Origin of the sequence: Paraburkholderia lebeckiae (genome assembly GCF_014201005.1) — a bacterium.
GTDB lineage: Bacteria > Pseudomonadota > Gammaproteobacteria > Burkholderiales > Burkholderiaceae > Paraburkholderia > Paraburkholderia tuberum.
On record NZ_JACHDK010000004.1, the window covers coordinates 328,588 to 345,576 of the forward strand.

Here is a 16,989-nt window from a genome sequence, read left to right on the forward strand (position 1 = left end):
GCCAGTGACTGTCGCTGAGCACCGCAGCGCGCAGCGGGGACTTGCCGGGCGTGATTACCTGCCGTATGGCGAAAGCGCACATCGACAGGTACGAACAGGCATTCGACGACGCAGTCGCTAATCACACACCATTCTCCCCGCGCGGGGAACGAGTTATGCGGCAGCTCGAATGGAGGCCCGAGGTGCGATCTGCCAGTTTCCCGGTGAAAAGTTATCGGGAGAATCGCAGCTGCGGCTCGATCTCCGAAGTGGACGCAAAAGTCTATTGTTGCCGCTTCAAAGCGACTGACACTACGCTCGCGCCAGCTTATGAAATATCTCGCCCGGGCTGCCGCACTTGCTGGCCTGGCCATCGCGGTCTGGCTCGTCTGGCACGCCGACGCGCAGAAGGTGCTCGGTTTGATGCGCGCGGCCGGCGCCGGGCTCGCGCTTGCAGGGATGGTCCACATTCTGCCGATGCTCGCCAATGCAAGGAATTGGCAAATGCTGATGCGCGGCGCGACACGCCCGAAGCTGTTCGCCGTACTGCGTCTCGTCTGGATTCGGGAGTCCGTGAACGGCATGTTGCCCGTTGCCCGAGTGGGCGGTGAAGTCGTGACGTTTCGCATGATGCGCAAATGGGGCATGGAGCCTGCCCCAGCCATGGCGAGCCTCGTCGTCGACCTCCAGCTCACGCTCATCAGCGAAATGCTGTTCGCCATTGCGGCCATCGGCTATCTGATCGCCCATGCCGGCTCCAGGGCGTTGCACCTCGCAGCCAGGCTCGGAGGCGGCATCGCCATTCTGGCGGCTCTGCTCCTGGCGTTTTCGTTCGTGCAGCGAGCGAGTCCGTTCGCCCGGCTCACTAAACTTTTCAATCGCATCACGAGCGGCAAGTTCCGCTCGCTCGTCGGCGAGTCGTTGCGCATCGATCAGTCGATCAGTGACCTCTGGCATCAGCCCGGCGTCATCATCCGTTACCTGCTCATCTGGCAATCACTCCAATGCATCGGAACGGCGCTCGAGCTATGGCTCGCGCTCTATTTCCTGTCGGCAAAAGCAGGTTTCCTGCAGGCAGTCGTACTCGAGTCGCTCATCCAGGCGCTCAGTAGCGTCGCGTTCTTTGTGCCTGGCGCACTCGGCGTTCAGGAAGGTGGATTTCTGCTGATCGGCTCGGTGCTTGGTTTCCATCCGCAGCTTTGCCTCGCGCTCGCGGGCGCCCGCCGTATTCGTGACATCATCGTCTTTCTGCCTGGACTCATCGCCTGGCAGGTGGAGGAGTGGCGCGACAAGCGGCGACTTCGTACCGAGGGAGGTCGGGGCCCGAATCATGTTGCGAGACACAGGAAAACATGATGCGGTCGTGGTGTTCGGCGCCTTCGATCGCCACAACCTGGGTGACCTGCTGTTCCCTCACGTCGTCGCAAAACTGCTTGCGTGCGACGACGTGATCTTCGCCGGGCTCGCGGAGCGCGACCTGCGCGTTTACGGCGGCCACGCTGTTCAGGCGCTCGCGCAACTGGCCGCCGAACGCGGCAAGGACCGTGTGCATATCGTGCACGCAGGCGGCGAGATCCTGACTTGCGGCGACTGGGAGGCGGCGGTGATGCTGCTGCCGTGGGACCAGGCACAGAAGATTATCGCGCGACTGGATACGCACAACGACGAGCGACGCGCGTGGGCGCGTGCGCTGACGGGTCTCGATGCGCTTGCCCCCTACATGGCGTCTCGCGAGATGTTTCCCTGTGCGTCGAGCGTCACTTATCAAGCGGCCGGCGGCGTCGATGTAAAACGACTTGATCCCGGGATGCGAGCAGAAGTCCTGTCGAAGCTCGCGCAAGCCGACGACGTCAGCGTGCGTGACATCCACACCCAGAACGGGCTCGCCGCGGCAGGCATTCTCGCGCGGCTCGTGCCGGATCCGGCGGTGATGGTGACGGAGCTGTTCGGCGCGAACATTCGCGCGTGCAAGGAACGAAGCGGCGTGGCGGATTTGCAAAGGGCGTTTCCCGAGGGGTATGTCGCCGTGCAGTTCAGTGCGGATTTCGGCGACGACGGAACGCTCGGTGTGCTTGCGCGCGAGCTCGATCGCGTGTCGAACGAGAGCGGGCTTGGTATTGTTTTCTTTCGAGCGGGTGCGGCGCCCTGGCATGACGATATGGCCTGCTACGAGCGGATTGCGGCACGGATGAAGGTCTCACGTACGCAACTCTTCCGTTCGCTGGAGATATGGGACATCTGCGCACTGATCGCAGACGCCACGGCCTATGCGGGAAGCAGCCTGCACGGACGGATCGTCGCGCTGGCGTGCGGCTTGCCGCGGGTGAACTTCTTCCATCCGGCGCGCGCGAACGACACGACGAAACAGTCCGCGTTTGCCGCGACGTGGGAGCCAGCGTGCGTGCAGGGCAGCGTCGGGATCGAGGCACTTTCGCAAGCAATGCTCCATGCCCTGACGATCGACCGGACGTTGCTGCGGCGGACCGCCACACACCTCGCCGCTCGCTATCGCGAGGGATTCGCGCGGACGCGAGCTGTAATGGGTTCTGCGTGAAATGCAGGGCCTCGCGCCACGAGCGGTGTCGGCGCGGTCGTGTAATCTCGCGAAGCTCGATCGTTCTTTGCTTAGCCCACGTGTACGAGCGAGCGTGCGGTGGGAACCGTGGACGGCCGGTCGCGCAGAAGCAGTGGCATCAAGCGCCGATTGGCTGTCTGCGCCGCCCACTCGCAATACGCGGGGCTGCCGAGCACCCAGCCGTTGAGCGTCGACTGCATCAGGTTATCGATCTCGCGTTCGTCAACAGGCTGTGCGCCCAGATCGCGATAAGCCTGGTGGCGCTCGAACGGCGTATTGCCGAGCGCCCGGTACAGTGGATGGTCCTTGATGAACCTATCGACACGCAGCCCGATGTGGTGTGCGCAGCTCGACCACGGGTAGTTTCCCGGCTCGGCCACAAGGCCATTGCGCACCGGCGCCTGATCGATGACCTGGCTCGCGAGCAGGAAATACCGGTCGGGCTCAATCACTGTCGACCGGTACTCGCCCCGCCATACCGCACCGCGGCGTCCATGGCGTCGGTTGAAGGTCTCGGCATAGCGACGGCCAACCGCCTGCATTGCCATGGCGACGCTCGACTCGTACGAAGGCGTGACGAGGAACCGTACCGCATCAGGCATGAGCACCCACGCATGGACCGCCAGATCGGCGACGCGCGCTGCGTCTGCCACGCAGGCGAGGAAGTACAGGTAGTCTCCTTCGTCCATGAAAGCGGGCCCCGCGAGCCCTTGCAAGATAACGTGCTGCGGTTGATCGGGGACGTAGTGCCGTGCAAGCCGTGCCATGCTGAATTAACCGGAGATCCGATGTGAGAAAGCGGTCCGACAGATATCGGACGCGGGACCGTGTGTAACGTGCTAGAGGAAATTCTATCGATCATGTTCGTGCGTTTGCATCACGAACAGGCCTTTTTTATGGCCTCTGTTCGTCGATTTGCCGATCGCAGCCAGTGTCTCTTATGCCAATGCTGAATTGCAGCGCCGCGCTCGGAAGTTCATCGACGAACGCGTCGCATCGCAGCTCTATCCCTTGTCGAACAGATTTGAAACCCGCGAGATCGTTTTCGCGGCCAGAACCAGCAATGCACCAGCGATGCTGTAATCGACGTGATGCATAACGTCGGCCAGATAGAAAACGGATAGCGCAATGATCGGGTGGTACATCGCACGGCTTATCAGGCGTTTCATCGGTGTCTCACGCTACTGTATTTGCGCGAAGCGGTCAGTTGCTGTGCTTGAACCGATTCGTGCAAGTTGGGTGACGCGCCAGGTCTCCAGAGTCCGAGGAAGGCTTGTTTGCGAAGTACGGATGACGCCGATCCGTGATGTTCCTTCCTGTCATGAACTCTGCCCGCGGCAAGCTATTGCCGTCCTGCCCGTGCGTCGATCTTTCTTGACCGATCGTCCACTTCTTGCCAATGCATCGTGTGCGCATTGCGGGCGTCCACAAAGATCGTCCTGCCGTCCTGGCGAAGCGCACGTTCCGTGAGTTGCGCTTTTTGCAAAGCGCGAGTCTTTAACGGACCCGCAAAGCGTTTCATAAGCCTCGCGAAGAACGCCAGTAAGGGAATTGTCATCAAGTGAGGTTGCGGGTATAACATGGAGCCCTTGGCCATCCTGAAGAATGAGCGGCGGCCAGGTTTCTCGCCCGGGAAATCGCATTTCACGCGAGCTATCCATGGATGCAGTCTCTGAGGTTCTGCGCGCTGTTCGTCTGAGCGGCGCCGTGTTTCTGAACGGGACATTCACCGCGCCGTGGTGTCTGATCGGTCGCACCGATGCATCGCTCTGCGGCGCTTACTTGCCGCCTTCCGAGCGCGTCGTTTCTTATCATCTGATCATAGAGGGGTGTTGCTGGGCGAAGCTGCCCGACGATCCCGGTTCGGCGATTCACGTCCATGCCGGCGAACTGATCGTGGCGCCTCAGGGTGAAACGCACATCATCGGCAGCGCGATCGATATCTCCCCTGTGCCGTCGGACTCGCTACTGGCCGGGCAGATGGCGACAGCACCAGGTGAAGTGATGACGCTGTCCTATGGCGGCGGGGGCGCTGTGACGCGCATCGTGTGCGGCTTTCTGGCCTGCGACGATACCTTGAGCAATCCGCTGCTCTCATCGCTGCCGCGACTGTTCAAGATCGACATGCGCCAGGATCCGCGTGCGGCATGGCTCGAGTCGTCTCTCGAACTTGCTGCCGCGGAAGCGGCCGACTCGCGCGCGGGCGGCACGATTGTGCTTGCCAGGCTATCGGAACTGCTGTTTGTCGAAGCAATCCGGAGCTGTATTGAAGCGCTACCTGATAACCAGACCGGGTGGCTCGCCGGCGTGCGTGACCGCTACGTTGGACGCGCGCTCTCGCTGCTTCATGCGCAGGCGGCGCATGCGTGGACCGTCGAGGAACTTGCGCGCAAAGTGGGCCTGTCGCGTTCCGCGTTGGCGCAACGCTTTACCGATCTTCTGGGGCAGCCGCCCATGCAATACCTCGCGAGATGGCGCATGCAGATTGCGGCGCACGAACTTCTGATCGGTAGCAAGCCGCTCAACGCCGTTGCGGAACAGATTGGCTATGAGTCGGAAGCCGCATTCAGTCGCGCGTTCAGACGCGAATTCGGCATGCCGCCGGCCGGCTGGCGTAAGAGCAAAGGAAAGTCGAACGGCGTGGCCACATCAGCGCAGCACGCGCAACCTACGCGTGGCGTTGCCGAACTGCAGGATCAGTGATGCCTGCCGTGACGCGCCGCGCTGTCTCTACCCACTCAATTGTCGACCTGTGCGACCAACGTGACGAAACGGCGTTTCAATCATATCGTCCGGCGACTCGATCATAGAACTTCAAGACTCCCGATCGTAAATTGAGCGTGCCGGAAAGCCAGATCATCCGACTGGCTCTGCCCGGTGAATCGACACTCAACGCTAGACCGCGTGGCGGTCCATATTGGGAGAACTTCCATGAACGCAATATTGCGGCTGTCCGATCGCGATCGCTACGCCCGATGCATTCGCGCTTCGAAGATGGTCAATTGGGACATCGACCGTGACGTGATTGGAGGCCGTACCTTCGACATGTCCCAGAAGTATTTGCCGGACGGGCTCTCGCTGGTGCCGGATTTCATCATGCTCTCGGAGGGTGAGAGACGGTTCGTCAGCCAGATTCAGGGGCGCACATACGCGAACGTGTTCGGGCTCGTCGAGCGCTTCATTAACGCGAAGGTGCTGGAAGTGAGCCGCGACTACTGGCTCGGCGATCAGGTGGCGCTCGAAGCCCTCGTGCGTTTCAGCGACGAAGAGCTTAAACACCAGGCGCTGTTTCGCCGCATCGAAAAAATGATCGGCGAAACGCTGCCCGCGGGTTATCGCTTCGACGTCGATGCCGATGCGCTTGCCGCCGTGGTCCTCGGCAAGAGCACGTGGGCGGTGCTGGCCATGACGCTGCATATTGAACTCTTCTCGCAAATTCACTACCGCCAGAGCATTCATCCCGACGATCAGTTATCCGAGCTGTTCAAGGATGTATTTCTGTACCACTGGAAGGAAGAAAGTCAGCACGCCATTCTCGATGAGCTGGAATGGAAGCGGCACGACGCTACGCTGACAGATGCGGCGCGCGACAACGCGGTCAACGAGTTCATCGACCTGATGATTGCGATCGATGGCATTTTGCGCGGGCAGGCGACAGCGGACTCGCGGTATTTCATCGCGAATTGCGGGCGTGCCGTCGTCGAGGCAGAAGCCATGTCGATCGAAGCGACTTTCCATCATGCTTACCAATGGCAGTACCTCCATTCCGGTATGCATCATCCCCATTTCGCGGAAGTGCTCGATCGGCTCGTCTCCGAAGAGCAGGGGATGCGTATCCGGGCCGCACTCGCCACACTGCATTGAGCGAGCCCGAACGCACACGAATCATCCAGCTAAAGGTGCGCGCGGCGAGGATCTGCGTTTCATCAGTCGAGTCCCTCGTGCTTCATGGCAAGCTGGACGGCCGGACGCGCGCGCATCAGTTCGGCAAAGTTTCGCAATTTCTCCGGCACTTCGATGCCTACCTTTTTGGCCCAGAGCAGCATCGTGAACAGATAGGCGTCCGCCACACCCGCTTCTCTGCCGAACAGGTATTCGCCCTTGAACATGGTGGCGATCAACTGGAAGCGTTGACCGAGCTTCTCGCGCGCTGCCGTTGCTTCAGCATCCGAAGTGGGCTTGAAAACACGGCCGAACTGTTTGTGGAATTCCGTCGAAATGAACGCGAGCATCTCGAGCAGGCGCAGGCTGCCGGGTTCGCTATTCGGCGCAAGGGCAGGCTTGCGCTGTGCCACCCACGAAAGAATCGCGATGTTCTCGGTAAGCCGTTGACCATCATCCATTTCGAGGGTTGGGACGTAACTCTTTGGATTGATCGGATTGAACTGCTCCCCAGTCTCGGTCTCCTTGGACTTCAAGTCGACGCGAATCCTTTCGAAAGTGAGATCGGCCTCATGCATTGCGATATGGTCGGCGAGGCTGCAGGCACCGGGCGAATAGTAGAGTTTCATGATAGGGATCCCTTTTCGTGAGATGAACTGAACCGTTTCAACGCAGCAAAGGGCGTGCCCCCGTCGTCGAGACCTGGAACGAGATTTCGACGTCGAGCGTCGATTGCGATGGATGAACTTTGGCATAATTGCCGCATCGCTGCGCCCGGGAGTGGCCGTTTCGACTCGCGCCACGTCCACAAGGGCCTTTCTTCATGGTGCCGTGGAGCGGCTTCAGATAGCTTGAATCAATGTAGCCATCCGAATCCGGATCGCAATCGCAGCAGGGCAGGGCGACGGCCAGCACAGGAGAGACCATGCGGTCGGAAGTGAAGTCCGGCGTGCGCCTGAGACGTTATGCAATCACGGTGACGGCCGTCATCGTTGGTCTGCTTGTCGTCGGACGCATCACCGGCATCCTGGTCAACTGGCTGTGGTTCTCTTCGATCGGCTATGGTGGCGTTTTCTGGACCATCCTTTCCGCGAGAGCGCTGCTGTTTGCCGCGGTGTTCGCAGTCTCGGCGTGTGCGATATGGCTGTCCGGGATTTTGGCGCATCGTTTCGCGAGGCGCGTCGATGTCTTGCGAGCGCAATCTGTTGATCGATCGGGTGCGACTGAAGTTGCCGTTGAACTGTCCGAACTGATCGCGCCGCACGTTCCTTGGCGCTCCAGTATTGCCTGCGCCGCGGTCGTCTTGGGGTTGATTATTGCCGCAAGCGAAGTCTCGAGCTGGGACCTCGCGCTTCGCTTCATTTATCAGGTCCCTGTTGGCGAACGCGATCCGATCTTTGACAGGGATATCGGCTTTTATCTGTTCTCGCTCCCCGCGTATGTCGCGCTCAAGAACTGGCTGCTGCAGCTAATCTTATGGAGCGCGATCGTGGCAGGTGCTGTCTACGGGTTGCGCGGTGACATCGCGCTGGAGCGGCCACCACGCACGCTCTCGGCCGCCACCATCACTCATGGTTCGGCACTGCTCGGTTTGTTCTTTGCGGTGAAGGCCTGGTCGTGGTGGCTCGACCGCTTTCTGCTGCTCTATGGCGACAACGGCGTCGTGGTCGGCGCCAGCTATACCGATGTCCACGTCGAGTTGCCGGTCCTGTGGATGCTAGTCGGTCTTGCCGCGGCCTCATCCGTTGCCCTTTGGATCAACATGCGCCGGCGGAGCCATCTGCAACCCGTCGTTCTCGCGCTGATCGTATTCGGCAGTTCGTTTGTATTCGCTGTGATCTATCCATCGCTGTTTCAGCGCTTCTATGTCAAACCGAGCGAGCTGAAACTGGAAACACCCTATATCGAGCACACTATCGCGCTAACGCGACAGGCTTACGGCCTCGCAAAGATCGAGGTTAAACCGTTTGAGGCCGAGCAGGGACTGACTCTCGACTCGCTGCAGGCCAATCGGGCGACCATCGACAACATCCGGCTATGGGATGTGCAACCGCTGATGGATACCTATGGACAGTTGCAGGAGATCAGGACTTACTACAAATTTATTTCGGTGGACATCGACCGCTATCAGCTTGACGCCGGATACAGACAGGTGATGCTGTCGGCGCGTGACCTGGAATCGGCGATGCTTCCGACCAACGCCCAAACCTGGGTGAACCTGCACCTTATCTTTACTCACGGCATCGGCGTCGTGATGTCGCCAGTCACCGAGAAATCCACCGAAGGCTTACCGTTTTTCTATCTGCACGATATTCCGCCAGTCTCCAACGGCGGCCCGGCCATTCGCGAACCACGTCTTTATTTCAGCGAAGGCCGGCAGGACTATGTCATCGTGAACGGCAACGTAGCCGAGTTCGACTATCCCCAACGGCCGACCAATGCCTACACGACGTATAGCGGGCGCGATGGCGTCAGCATCGGCAGTGCGGCACGCCGCAGTCTGTTCGCCTGGCAGTTCGACGATCCGAACATCCTGCTGAGCGGCTATATCACAGACCAGAGCCGGATCCTGCTTCATCGCAACATTCAGGACCGCGTGCGTACGATCGCGCCATTCCTGACTCTCGACCATAACCCCTATGTCGTCGCAGGCAATGGGCGCCTGTTCTGGATCCAGGACGCCTACACCGTCAGCCAGTGGTTTCCTTACTCCCGGCCGGGTTTCGGCGACGGCGCCAATTACATTCGTAACGCGGTCAAGGTCGTGGTCGACGCGTATAACGGCACGGTCGATTTCTACGTCAGCGATCCCGCCGATCCGCTCCTGCGCACATACGAGCGCATCTTCCCGGGTTTGTTCAAGCCTTTGGACGTGATGCCACCGGAGCTGCGAAAGCATATCCGCTACCCCGGAGATCTGTTCCTGATCCAGGCGCAGCTCTACCGCGCCTATCACATGGATGCGCCGGAGGTCTTCTACAACCGCGAGGATCTGTGGCAGTTTCCCCAGGAGCTGGTCGGAATGGATGGCGGAAGCACCGCCAGCACGATGCCGCCGTATTACACGATCATGCGACTCCCGGGCGACGCACGCGCCGAGTTCATCCTCATGCTGCCGATGGTGCCGAGCCAGCGCGAGAACATGATTGCCTGGCTGGCGGCGCGATGCGATCCGCCCGGGTACGGCAAGCTCATCGTGTACACCTTTCCCAAGGACAAGCTGATCTATGGGCCGTTTCAGATCGAAGCGCGGATTCAGCAGAATACCGAGATCTCGCAGCAGATCTCGCTGTGGAACCAGATGGGCTCACGCGTCATTCGCGGTCATCTCGTGGTCGTGCCGATCGAGAACTCGATCCTCTACGTTTCGCCGCTTTATTTGCGCGCGGCGTCCGGTCAGTTGCCGGAGTTGAAGCGGGTGATTGCCGCGTATGGGGACCGTGTGGTGATGGAGAACACTCTGGATGAGGCGCTGGCGGCGCTTTTCAGTGAGACCGCACAAGCGGCATCGCCAGCCCGAGGCACCGTGGACGCTCGCGCGAGAGAGGCACTTGTCCACTATGACCGCGCCATCGAGCGACTGAAGGCGGGAGACTGGAGCGGCTTCGGCGCGGAACTGGACGCTCTCCGGCCGTTGCTCGAGGCACTCGGCGCTGGCCGTTCCGATGATCGGAAGTGACCAACGGGACAATCAATGCGGCTCGCCGAGGCAAGCGTCCGCAACATCGACGATCGGTTCGCTGTCGGCGTGAGCTTGAGGAAACCGATCAACGCACTTGATCTGAACGTAGGTCCACCACGTTCCCGGTGGATCGTGACCCAGCCACATCACGGTGGCTGCGACCTTGGTTCGCAGCCCCCATTGGCGCCAGTCAGCACCTGTTGGCGAAAAGTTTCCGTGAATGTCCTTGTAAAGGTTACGGTCCAACCCGTATCGCTTCAGATAGGGCGGGTTGATGCGCTCGTCGGGCGTAGCCGGCTCGCCACGTGCCATATCCGCTTGCGCCAGGGCCGCGTCCCGGCGGAAATCGCTCACGGCATGGCCGACCACCAACAGCTCGAACAGCAATGCCCCGCCAACTGCCATGCAAGTCGCGATTATGCAAAGCGAGAGCGCCCAAAGCACCCGCCTTCTGGTCGTCGGTGTTTTCATCACTGTCGACCTCCTACCGGCATCGGGATTCGCCGCCATGCCCGGCACTTCGTTCGCCATTCAAATGGCCGCTCGGCTTTGTCGCAACGGATTTGAGATGGTCGACGGCAGTCGTGTCAGACAGAGCGGCCCCCTTGCCTCGTCAGCAAGAGCCAAGCCGGTTCGCGGTCCGGTACGGGTACTTCAGGCCCTTTGTAGAACGTCAATCGCCTTTTCGGCATCGTCCAACGAGTCGACCGCGAGATACGCAATGAACTGCGTGCCAAGTACAGCGGCCGAGACGCCGCGAAGGTTGATCCCCCCATCCGCCAGCATCTGGGTCAATTGCGCGATGATGCCCAACTGGTCCAGACCCATTACACGGATGGAGTGAAGGCTCGGGCTGACGCTGAACCCCGCCTGGGTGGCGGCACGGCTCGCACTGTCTCCCAGTATCGGAGCGACAAACACGACTCCCTTACCCGATGCCTCTGGCGTTCGACGTGCCACGACGAACTGCAAGTCGACACCAGCATCCCGCAAGACGCTTAAAACTTTCGCAAGACCTCCCGGTTTGTCGTCGATGGTAGCTGCCCACACCTCGACACGTTCCACGCTCAGTTCCATGGCAATCCCTCCCGGCACGGACCTCATTAGAAAAATCTACTTCACGAACGGCACTCGGGCAAGGACTGTCGGAGTACGCGCCGGTCGGCGATCCGCGTCCAACTTGCTGCTACCGAGCATCTGTATCAAGATCAAGTCGCCTCATCACAAACAGGCGACTCTCATGACAGACGATCCCGATGGCGATCCCGCTACCGATCCCGACAAACTGAAAGGCCCAGGCGGCATGAGTTTGAGGCAGATCCACGAACAGGTGCAGAAGTCCGTCCAGCGCGACTGCGAAGCGCAGACGGCGCGCCACGCGCCCGCTCCACCGCAAAGCCGCTGGCAGCGGTGGGTTCGCTATGTATGGGGCCGTAGCGGGCGGCGCTAACCGCAGTTTGATCAGGGACGTGCCGGTCGCAGACCAGACTCGTTGCATCGTGAAGTCCGCGCTGCATCCACCCGGCTACCCATTTGGGTGGTGTGCGCCCCCCGTCGTTCTGTCATTGTGAACCCGTCGTCATAACGCTAGCTGGACAGGCGAGCAAACGTCGACGCGAAGCACTGGCAGGTCGCACGCAATTGACAGGGGGCTTGAAATGGAAACCACATCCTCGAGCGGAAATCCTTTGATGGATCTCTCGGACAATCTGGCAGACATTGTCGCGCGAGTCGGGCGGAGTGTCGTCGCAGTACACGGCCGACATCGCATGCCGTCGAGTGGCGTAATCTGGCGACGTGGCGTCGTTGTGACGGCTGCACACACGCTCAGGCGTGAGGACGGCATCGAAGTCACATTGACCGACGGCCGTACGGTCGCCGCAGTCCTCGCGGGCCTGGATCTGGGGTCCGACGTCGGCGTGCTGAAACTGGACGGCGTGGACCTCGACCCGATCGGTTCTGGCGATGCCCACTCACTGAAGCCGGGTCATCTTGCGCTCGCCGTCGCACGTGCGGACGATTCCGGCGTCAGCGCTGATTTTGGCGTGATCGGCAGCATAGGTGGTCCTTGGCGCACGTGGAAAGGCGGACAACTCGATGCGTTCGTGCGACTGGATGGCGGTCTGCGCCCGGGTTTCTCCGGGGCGGCCCTTGCGGACATGCGCGGGCAGGTCATCGGCATCTGCACCTCGGCACTGATGCGCGGCGCCGGCATCGTGATTCCGGGGATGACCGTGGAGCGCGTCACCGATGAACTGTTGGCTAAAGGGCGCGTCTCGCGGGGCTACCTTGGTGTCGGCACGCAGCGGGTCGGCCTGCTGGACGCCTGGGTCAATAAAATGAACCTGTCGTTCAGCAGTGGATTGCTGATCAATTCGCTTGCGCCGGGCGGCACTGCGGAGCAGGCGGGCGTGCTGATAGGCGATGTACTGATCGAACTGGACGGCAAGCCTTGCCGCGACATGGGTGACGTAAGTGCGGCGCTGGGCTCCGCAAGCGTTGGGCAACAGTTGCACCTCGCCTTGATCCGAGGCGGCGAACGCCACGCGTGTTCGGTAACGGTGGGCGAACGGCCCCAACGGAATTCGTGCAGGTGACGTCCGGGAAGCGACTAAATGTCGGATGGACAGACGATACGAAGGGCGCCTTTACGGGTCGTAGTGATTGCGGCATCGTGGCAAGAGCGCGCAAGCCTGCAAGCGCTTGTCGAGGCGAACCCGGCACTTGAGTTCCTGGGTAGCGCGGCCGACGCCGAAAAGCTCGTCGATTGCCTCGCCGGATCGGTGCCGGATGTGGTCGTCACCGACATCGCGCCGGAGGCGAGCGATGCGCTCAAGACGCTACTCGAACTCTCGCCCGTGTCGCCGTCGCTCGTCCTGTTGAGCGACGACCCGGACAGCGACTGGATCTTCGATGTGTTGCCGGCCGATGCGGCGGCTATCCTGCCGCGCAACGCGGTGCCAGCTGAAATCGTCGTGTCCATCGAAGCCGTCGCCGCAGGCCTTTGCGTGCTGACGCCCGACATCCTCGCAAGGCTACTGGCCGAAACAAGACCGTCGCGCCAGAAGGGATCCGGCGAACCGTTCGAAGCCTTGACGTTACGAGAGATCGAAGTGCTGGCGATGCTCGCCGACGGACTCGGCAACAAGGAGATCGCGCGGCACCTCGACATCTCGGACAACACGGTGAAATTCCACCTCTCGTCAATCTTCGGCAAACTCGGTGCGACCAACCGCACTGAAGCGGTGATGCTCGGCATGCGGCACGGATTCATCATGGTGTAGACAAGCTCGCGTTTCTCTACCCAGGACACCAGACGACGTCATGCTCGAACGTTTTCCACCAACGTGGCAATCTGCACGAACTCGACGTCAGGGCGTACACCGTAGAGACCGGTTACCCGGTCGAGTAGCTCATCGGTGAAGAACGCCCTGGCTGCGTCCTCTGATTCCCAAACGTAGAAGTTCGTGGCCTCACGCTTGGCGGAATTGAGCGTGAAAGCCTTTGAACGTAGCCCTGGCATTCCTTCAAACCTTGCACGTGCGGTCTCGGCAATCGTCCGCACGGCTCGTTCATCGAAATTGTCACCGTAGCGAAACGTAGCGAATACACCGATCATGTCGTACTCCTTTGGAGGCTGTTATCAACATTAGCTTCGACGGAAGAGTCCGTCTCGACGAGAACTGCACGCGCTCGGATTCGCGAATGCAGGTGTGGCCGCTCTTTCTGGGTTACGTCAGTTCAATACGCTTGTTGTCAGGCGGCTCGCTCGATCGCGGGCGAGAAAGCGGTAGCGCAGACCTCCGGTTGCCTCGCCAGACGCGCCAGGCAATGGCCGGGCTCAGCAGCGACGGCGGCGGGATCATCAGGTTGACTACCTTCAGAAACGCGGTTGCCAGCGTGCTGTCGCGGGTTGCGGCAACGTGAAGCCAGCCGATGTACCAGTTGATGAAACGCAGCATCGGCGGCCGCGGGCCCTTGACGAGCGGATTGCGAAGGTCGTTGCCAACCGCGATGTCCCACGCGATGTCGACGATTTTCGCGGCCTCCCTGAAGAACCGTCGCGCAAGATCGTTCGAGCCCGCGCAACGGAGACACCGCTGCAGCGTCAGCGCCTCTTGCGCCGCGACCGTCATGCCCTGTCCGTAGACCGGGTTGAAGCTGCAGATAGCGTCACCGAAAACCAGGTAATTCCCGGGAAAGCGTGCAAGTGTCTCGTACCGGCGGCGCAGACTGTAGACGTAGCGGTAGCGCCTGTAGCCGCTCAACGGCTCCGCTGTGGCGACAACGTCATGAATTTCCATGGTCGGCAGCGTCGCCAGATACGCGAGAAAGCCCTCATCGTTGTCGGGCGCCTCGTCGCCGAGAAACCCCCCGGTACTGACGATCCAGCTGTCGCTCTCCTGTGCGAGTATGACGCCGTTGCGCCAGTTCGGCTCACTCCCGGCGACGACGATGCCGAGCTTGCCGTCAAGATCAGTCGGCCGACGTCGATAGGTCCGGGTGGTGTAGCCGATGCCGACCTCGACCTTCTCGCTGACGGGAGGTCGGTAGCCGAGCTCTTCGAGCCACATCGCGCTGGACGAGCCGCGTCCAGTCGCATCGACGACAAGGTCCGCGTCGACGGTCTCTTCGGGCCCGCCTTCGGCACGTATGCGCACACCTGTCACGCGCTCGCGGGCGGAGTCGCTGGCGAGCCCTCGCACTGCGCAATTCTCGATGGCGCGCACGTTCGGCAGTTCCAGGAGCCGCCGTCGCAGATGGCCTTCGAGCACGGGACGGCTCGCAAGCAGACCGGTCAGGTCGCTTTTGCCATTGGCAAGCGTGACGTTGCGTCCGATCCAGAGCAGATCGTTAGCGACATCGCCGAGCAACCCGCCGCTTTCCGCGACGACTTCATTGTTATATCCGGGAAAGAATTCCTCGAGCACCGCGCTGCCGCGGGCAAGAAGCCCATGAGTGTGACGACCCTGCGGGACGCCTTTGCGCCAGGTGTCCGCTGCCGGAAACGCATCGCGTTCGAGCACGGTCACGGTGGAATAGAAATCCGATAGCGCGCGTGCGGCCAGCAGCCCACCCATTCCGCCGCCTATCACGATCGCATGCTTACCCAGGTTCTTCATGGCAAAGCCTCCAGTGCGATCCGCCGCAATGAGCGCAGCGATGATCGTCTGCCGTGCATGGTAGGATCGACGCGTCCCCTGAGCGTCCCCTGGACGCCGTCATGGAGGGTCGCACTACGATGGCTCTATTCAGCGTGCGGACGCTTGGTTTTCCGGAGATCCGTCGGGACGACCAGCCGTGTCCGATAGGCTTGCGCAAAGGCCTGGCCCTGCTGGTCTATCTGGCGGAAGCGAAGGGCCCAGTCGGGCGCGACGTCGTCGCGACGATGTTGTGGCCGGATAGTGGCGAAGATGTCGTTCGAGTTCGGCTGCGGCGCCTCATGTACCGCCTCCAGCTCACGCTGGGCGACGACGTCCTGACCACCGACCGGTCGACGCTTCGATGGTCATCAGCGACCGACCTGCAAATTGATTCGCAACTGTTCGAGCAAGCCTGTGACGCCGGAGAGTTCGAGCGGGCATGCCGTCACTATCCCGGCGACTTTCTCGAGGGTTTTTCGCCTGGCGATTGCCCGCAGTTCGACGAGTGGGCTTTCTTTCGCCGTGAGGCCTTGCGGGGTAGGGCGATCCACGCGCTGGAACGGGTGGTGCAGGACAGGCATGCGGCCGGCGACTACGCGGCTGCGGCTGTGCACGCCGGCCGTCTCGTTCAGCTGGACCCATTCAGCGAAGCGTATGCGCGGCACCTCATCCGCAATCTCCTGCTCGCCGGGGACCGGGCTACGGCCGAGCGCCACTTCGATGCCTTGACCCAGCGCCTTCGCGAGGCGCTCGATGTGGCGCCCGAAACGGAGACCCGTGAGCTGCTGAACGCCGCCCCCACGCTACCGATCGAGGCCCCGCCGCCGACGCGCTATGTCTCGGGCGGCGGCGTCCATCTCGCGTTCCAGACCTACGGCACCGGCCGCATCGATATCCTGCTGCTGCCTGGATTCGTGTCCCACGTCGAACGGGTTTGGGAGGAACCCCGCTGCCGGACGTTCCTGTCCTCTCTCGCTGAGATGGGCCGGCTCATCCTGCTCGATCGTCGCGGCATCGGGCTTTCCGACCGTGTCGGGTTCAAGCCTGGCGTCGACGCAACCGCGCAGGACATCGGCACGGTGCTCGACGCCGCCGCGAGCCGCCGGGTGGTGCTGTTCGGTGCGTCCGAGGGCGGACCGGCATGCATCAAATTTGCCGCTGATCACCCCGATCGAGTCACTGGCCTCGTCCTGTTCGGCTCGCTGGCCAAGGGAAGCGCGACGCCAGACTATCCGCACGCGCTGCAGGCTAGTCAGTATGACGTGTGGCTCCAGCAACTCGTCGCAGCTTGGGGCGGGCCTGCGGGCATCGAAACGTTCGCGCCGAGCCTATCTCGCGATCCTCAGGCGAGAGCCTGGTGGGCGGGCTTGCTTCGGGCCGCGTCGAGCCCTGGCGCCATCAAGGGCGTGCTCGAGGCGTTGCGCGATACGGATGTGCGGGATCTGCTGGGTCGGATTTCAACTCCGGCTCTGGTGCTGCACCGTCACGACGACCACGCCGTTCGAATTGGCGCTGGCCGGCATCTTGCCAGCCACATCGCACACGCGCGATACGTCGAACTCGACGGCGTCGATCACTGGGTTTTCGCGGGCGACCAGAGAGCCGTCCTCGCCAGCGTCAGACAATTTGTCGGCAGTCTCGCCGCATGACTGAAAATAAACATGCTGGGGTCGCCGCAATGCGTCGAGCCTCATCACGCGCGAGCTCATGGATACCGCGCACGATTT

General features: G+C 61.4%; 16 protein-coding genes. 9 read left to right on the plus strand and 7 right to left on the minus strand.

Annotation, left to right across the window (positions count from 1 at the left end; all coding sequences use genetic code 11):
* The first annotated feature begins 309 nt into the window (after positions 1–309).
* Both HDG39_RS10715 and HDG39_RS10720 read left to right on the plus strand, forming a co-directional pair.
* Positions 310–1,335: a lysylphosphatidylglycerol synthase domain-containing protein gene (locus HDG39_RS10715; protein ID WP_184005717.1), complete on the plus strand. Its 1,026-nt coding sequence runs from the start codon at positions 310–312 to the stop codon at positions 1,333–1,335.
* Positions 1,310–2,533 (plus strand): polysaccharide pyruvyl transferase family protein, encoded by a 1,224-nt coding sequence (locus HDG39_RS10720; protein ID WP_184005916.1) that lies wholly within the window; start codon positions 1,310–1,312, stop codon positions 2,531–2,533. The genes HDG39_RS10715 and HDG39_RS10720 overlap by 26 nt, the downstream gene beginning before the upstream one ends.
* Before the next feature lie 71 nt (positions 2,534–2,604).
* Here the strand turns inward: HDG39_RS10720 and HDG39_RS10725 are convergent, their stop codons facing one another.
* Positions 2,605–3,321 carry a transposase gene (locus HDG39_RS10725; protein WP_184005719.1) on the minus strand — a complete coding sequence of 239 codons (717 nt, stop codon included), beginning with the start codon at positions 3,319–3,321 and terminating at the stop codon, positions 2,605–2,607.
* Between the two features lie 237 nt (positions 3,322–3,558).
* Positions 3,559–3,723 carry a hypothetical protein gene (locus HDG39_RS10730; protein WP_184005721.1) on the minus strand — a complete coding sequence of 55 codons (165 nt, stop codon included), beginning with the start codon at positions 3,721–3,723 and terminating at the stop codon, positions 3,559–3,561.
* 490 nt (positions 3,724–4,213) lie between these two features.
* Here HDG39_RS10730 and HDG39_RS10735 point away from each other — a divergent pair, with 490 nt between their 5' ends.
* Positions 4,214–5,257 (plus strand): AraC family transcriptional regulator, encoded by a 1,044-nt coding sequence (locus HDG39_RS10735; RefSeq protein ID WP_184005723.1) that lies wholly within the window; start codon positions 4,214–4,216, stop codon positions 5,255–5,257.
* 228 nt (positions 5,258–5,485) lie between these two features.
* Positions 5,486–6,418 (plus strand): hypothetical protein, encoded by a 933-nt coding sequence (locus tag HDG39_RS10740; protein ID WP_184005918.1) that lies wholly within the window; start codon positions 5,486–5,488, stop codon positions 6,416–6,418.
* Positions 6,419–6,480: 62 nt separating this feature from the next.
* On the opposite strand, the gene HDG39_RS10745 is transcribed toward HDG39_RS10740, so the two are convergent.
* Positions 6,481–7,065 (minus strand): glutathione binding-like protein, encoded by a 585-nt coding sequence (locus HDG39_RS10745; protein WP_184005725.1) that lies wholly within the window; start codon positions 7,063–7,065, stop codon positions 6,481–6,483.
* Positions 7,066–7,361: 296 nt separating this feature from the next.
* Between HDG39_RS10745 and HDG39_RS10750 the strand changes: the two genes are divergently transcribed.
* The gene (locus HDG39_RS10750; protein ID WP_184005727.1) at positions 7,362–10,115 is read left to right on the plus strand and encodes a UPF0182 family membrane protein; all 2,754 of its coding nucleotides are present in this window, start codon (positions 7,362–7,364) and stop codon (positions 10,113–10,115) included.
* A gap of 12 nt (positions 10,116–10,127) precedes the next feature.
* Here HDG39_RS10750 and HDG39_RS10755 read toward each other — a convergent pair whose 3' ends face one another.
* Together HDG39_RS10755 and HDG39_RS10760 are read right to left on the minus strand one after the other, a co-directional pair.
* A complete protein-coding gene (locus HDG39_RS10755) occupies positions 10,128–10,649 on the minus strand; it encodes a hypothetical protein (RefSeq protein WP_260327688.1) in 522 nt (173 codons plus the stop codon).
* Positions 10,650–10,772: 123 nt separating this feature from the next.
* Positions 10,773–11,195, minus strand: coding sequence for an ACT domain-containing protein (locus HDG39_RS10760; protein WP_184005729.1), 423 nt, complete (start codon positions 11,193–11,195; stop codon positions 10,773–10,775).
* A 163-nt stretch (positions 11,196–11,358) separates the two neighbouring features.
* On the opposite strand from HDG39_RS10760, the gene HDG39_RS10765 reads away from it, so the two are divergent.
* The 3 genes from HDG39_RS10765 to HDG39_RS10775 all read left to right on the plus strand — a co-directional run bounded on the left by HDG39_RS10765 (position 11,359) and on the right by HDG39_RS10775 (position 13,402).
* Positions 11,359–11,568, plus strand: a complete 210-nt coding sequence (locus HDG39_RS10765; protein ID WP_084754273.1) for a hypothetical protein — start codon at positions 11,359–11,361, stop codon at positions 11,566–11,568.
* Positions 11,569–11,809: 241 nt separating this feature from the next.
* On the plus strand, positions 11,810–12,715 hold the full coding sequence (locus HDG39_RS10770; protein ID WP_184005922.1) for a S1C family serine protease: 906 nt from the start codon (positions 11,810–11,812) through the stop codon (positions 12,713–12,715).
* Between the two features lie 18 nt (positions 12,716–12,733).
* Positions 12,734–13,402, plus strand: coding sequence for a response regulator transcription factor (locus tag HDG39_RS10775; RefSeq protein ID WP_184005731.1), 669 nt, complete (start codon positions 12,734–12,736; stop codon positions 13,400–13,402).
* A 38-nt stretch (positions 13,403–13,440) separates the two neighbouring features.
* Here HDG39_RS10775 and HDG39_RS10780 read toward each other — a convergent pair whose 3' ends face one another.
* On the minus strand, positions 13,441–13,737 hold the full coding sequence (locus HDG39_RS10780) for a hypothetical protein (RefSeq protein ID WP_184005733.1): 297 nt from the start codon (positions 13,735–13,737) through the stop codon (positions 13,441–13,443).
* 112 nt (positions 13,738–13,849) lie between these two features.
* On the minus strand, positions 13,850–15,241 hold the full coding sequence (locus tag HDG39_RS10785; RefSeq protein ID WP_184005735.1) for an NAD(P)/FAD-dependent oxidoreductase: 1,392 nt from the start codon (positions 15,239–15,241) through the stop codon (positions 13,850–13,852).
* 119 nt (positions 15,242–15,360) lie between these two features.
* On the opposite strand from HDG39_RS10785, the gene HDG39_RS10790 reads away from it, so the two are divergent.
* Positions 15,361–16,911 carry a bifunctional AfsR/SARP family transcriptional regulator/alpha/beta hydrolase gene (locus HDG39_RS10790; protein ID WP_184005737.1) on the plus strand — a complete coding sequence of 517 codons (1,551 nt, stop codon included), beginning with the start codon at positions 15,361–15,363 and terminating at the stop codon, positions 16,909–16,911.
* The last annotated feature ends 78 nt before the right edge of the window (positions 16,912–16,989 follow it).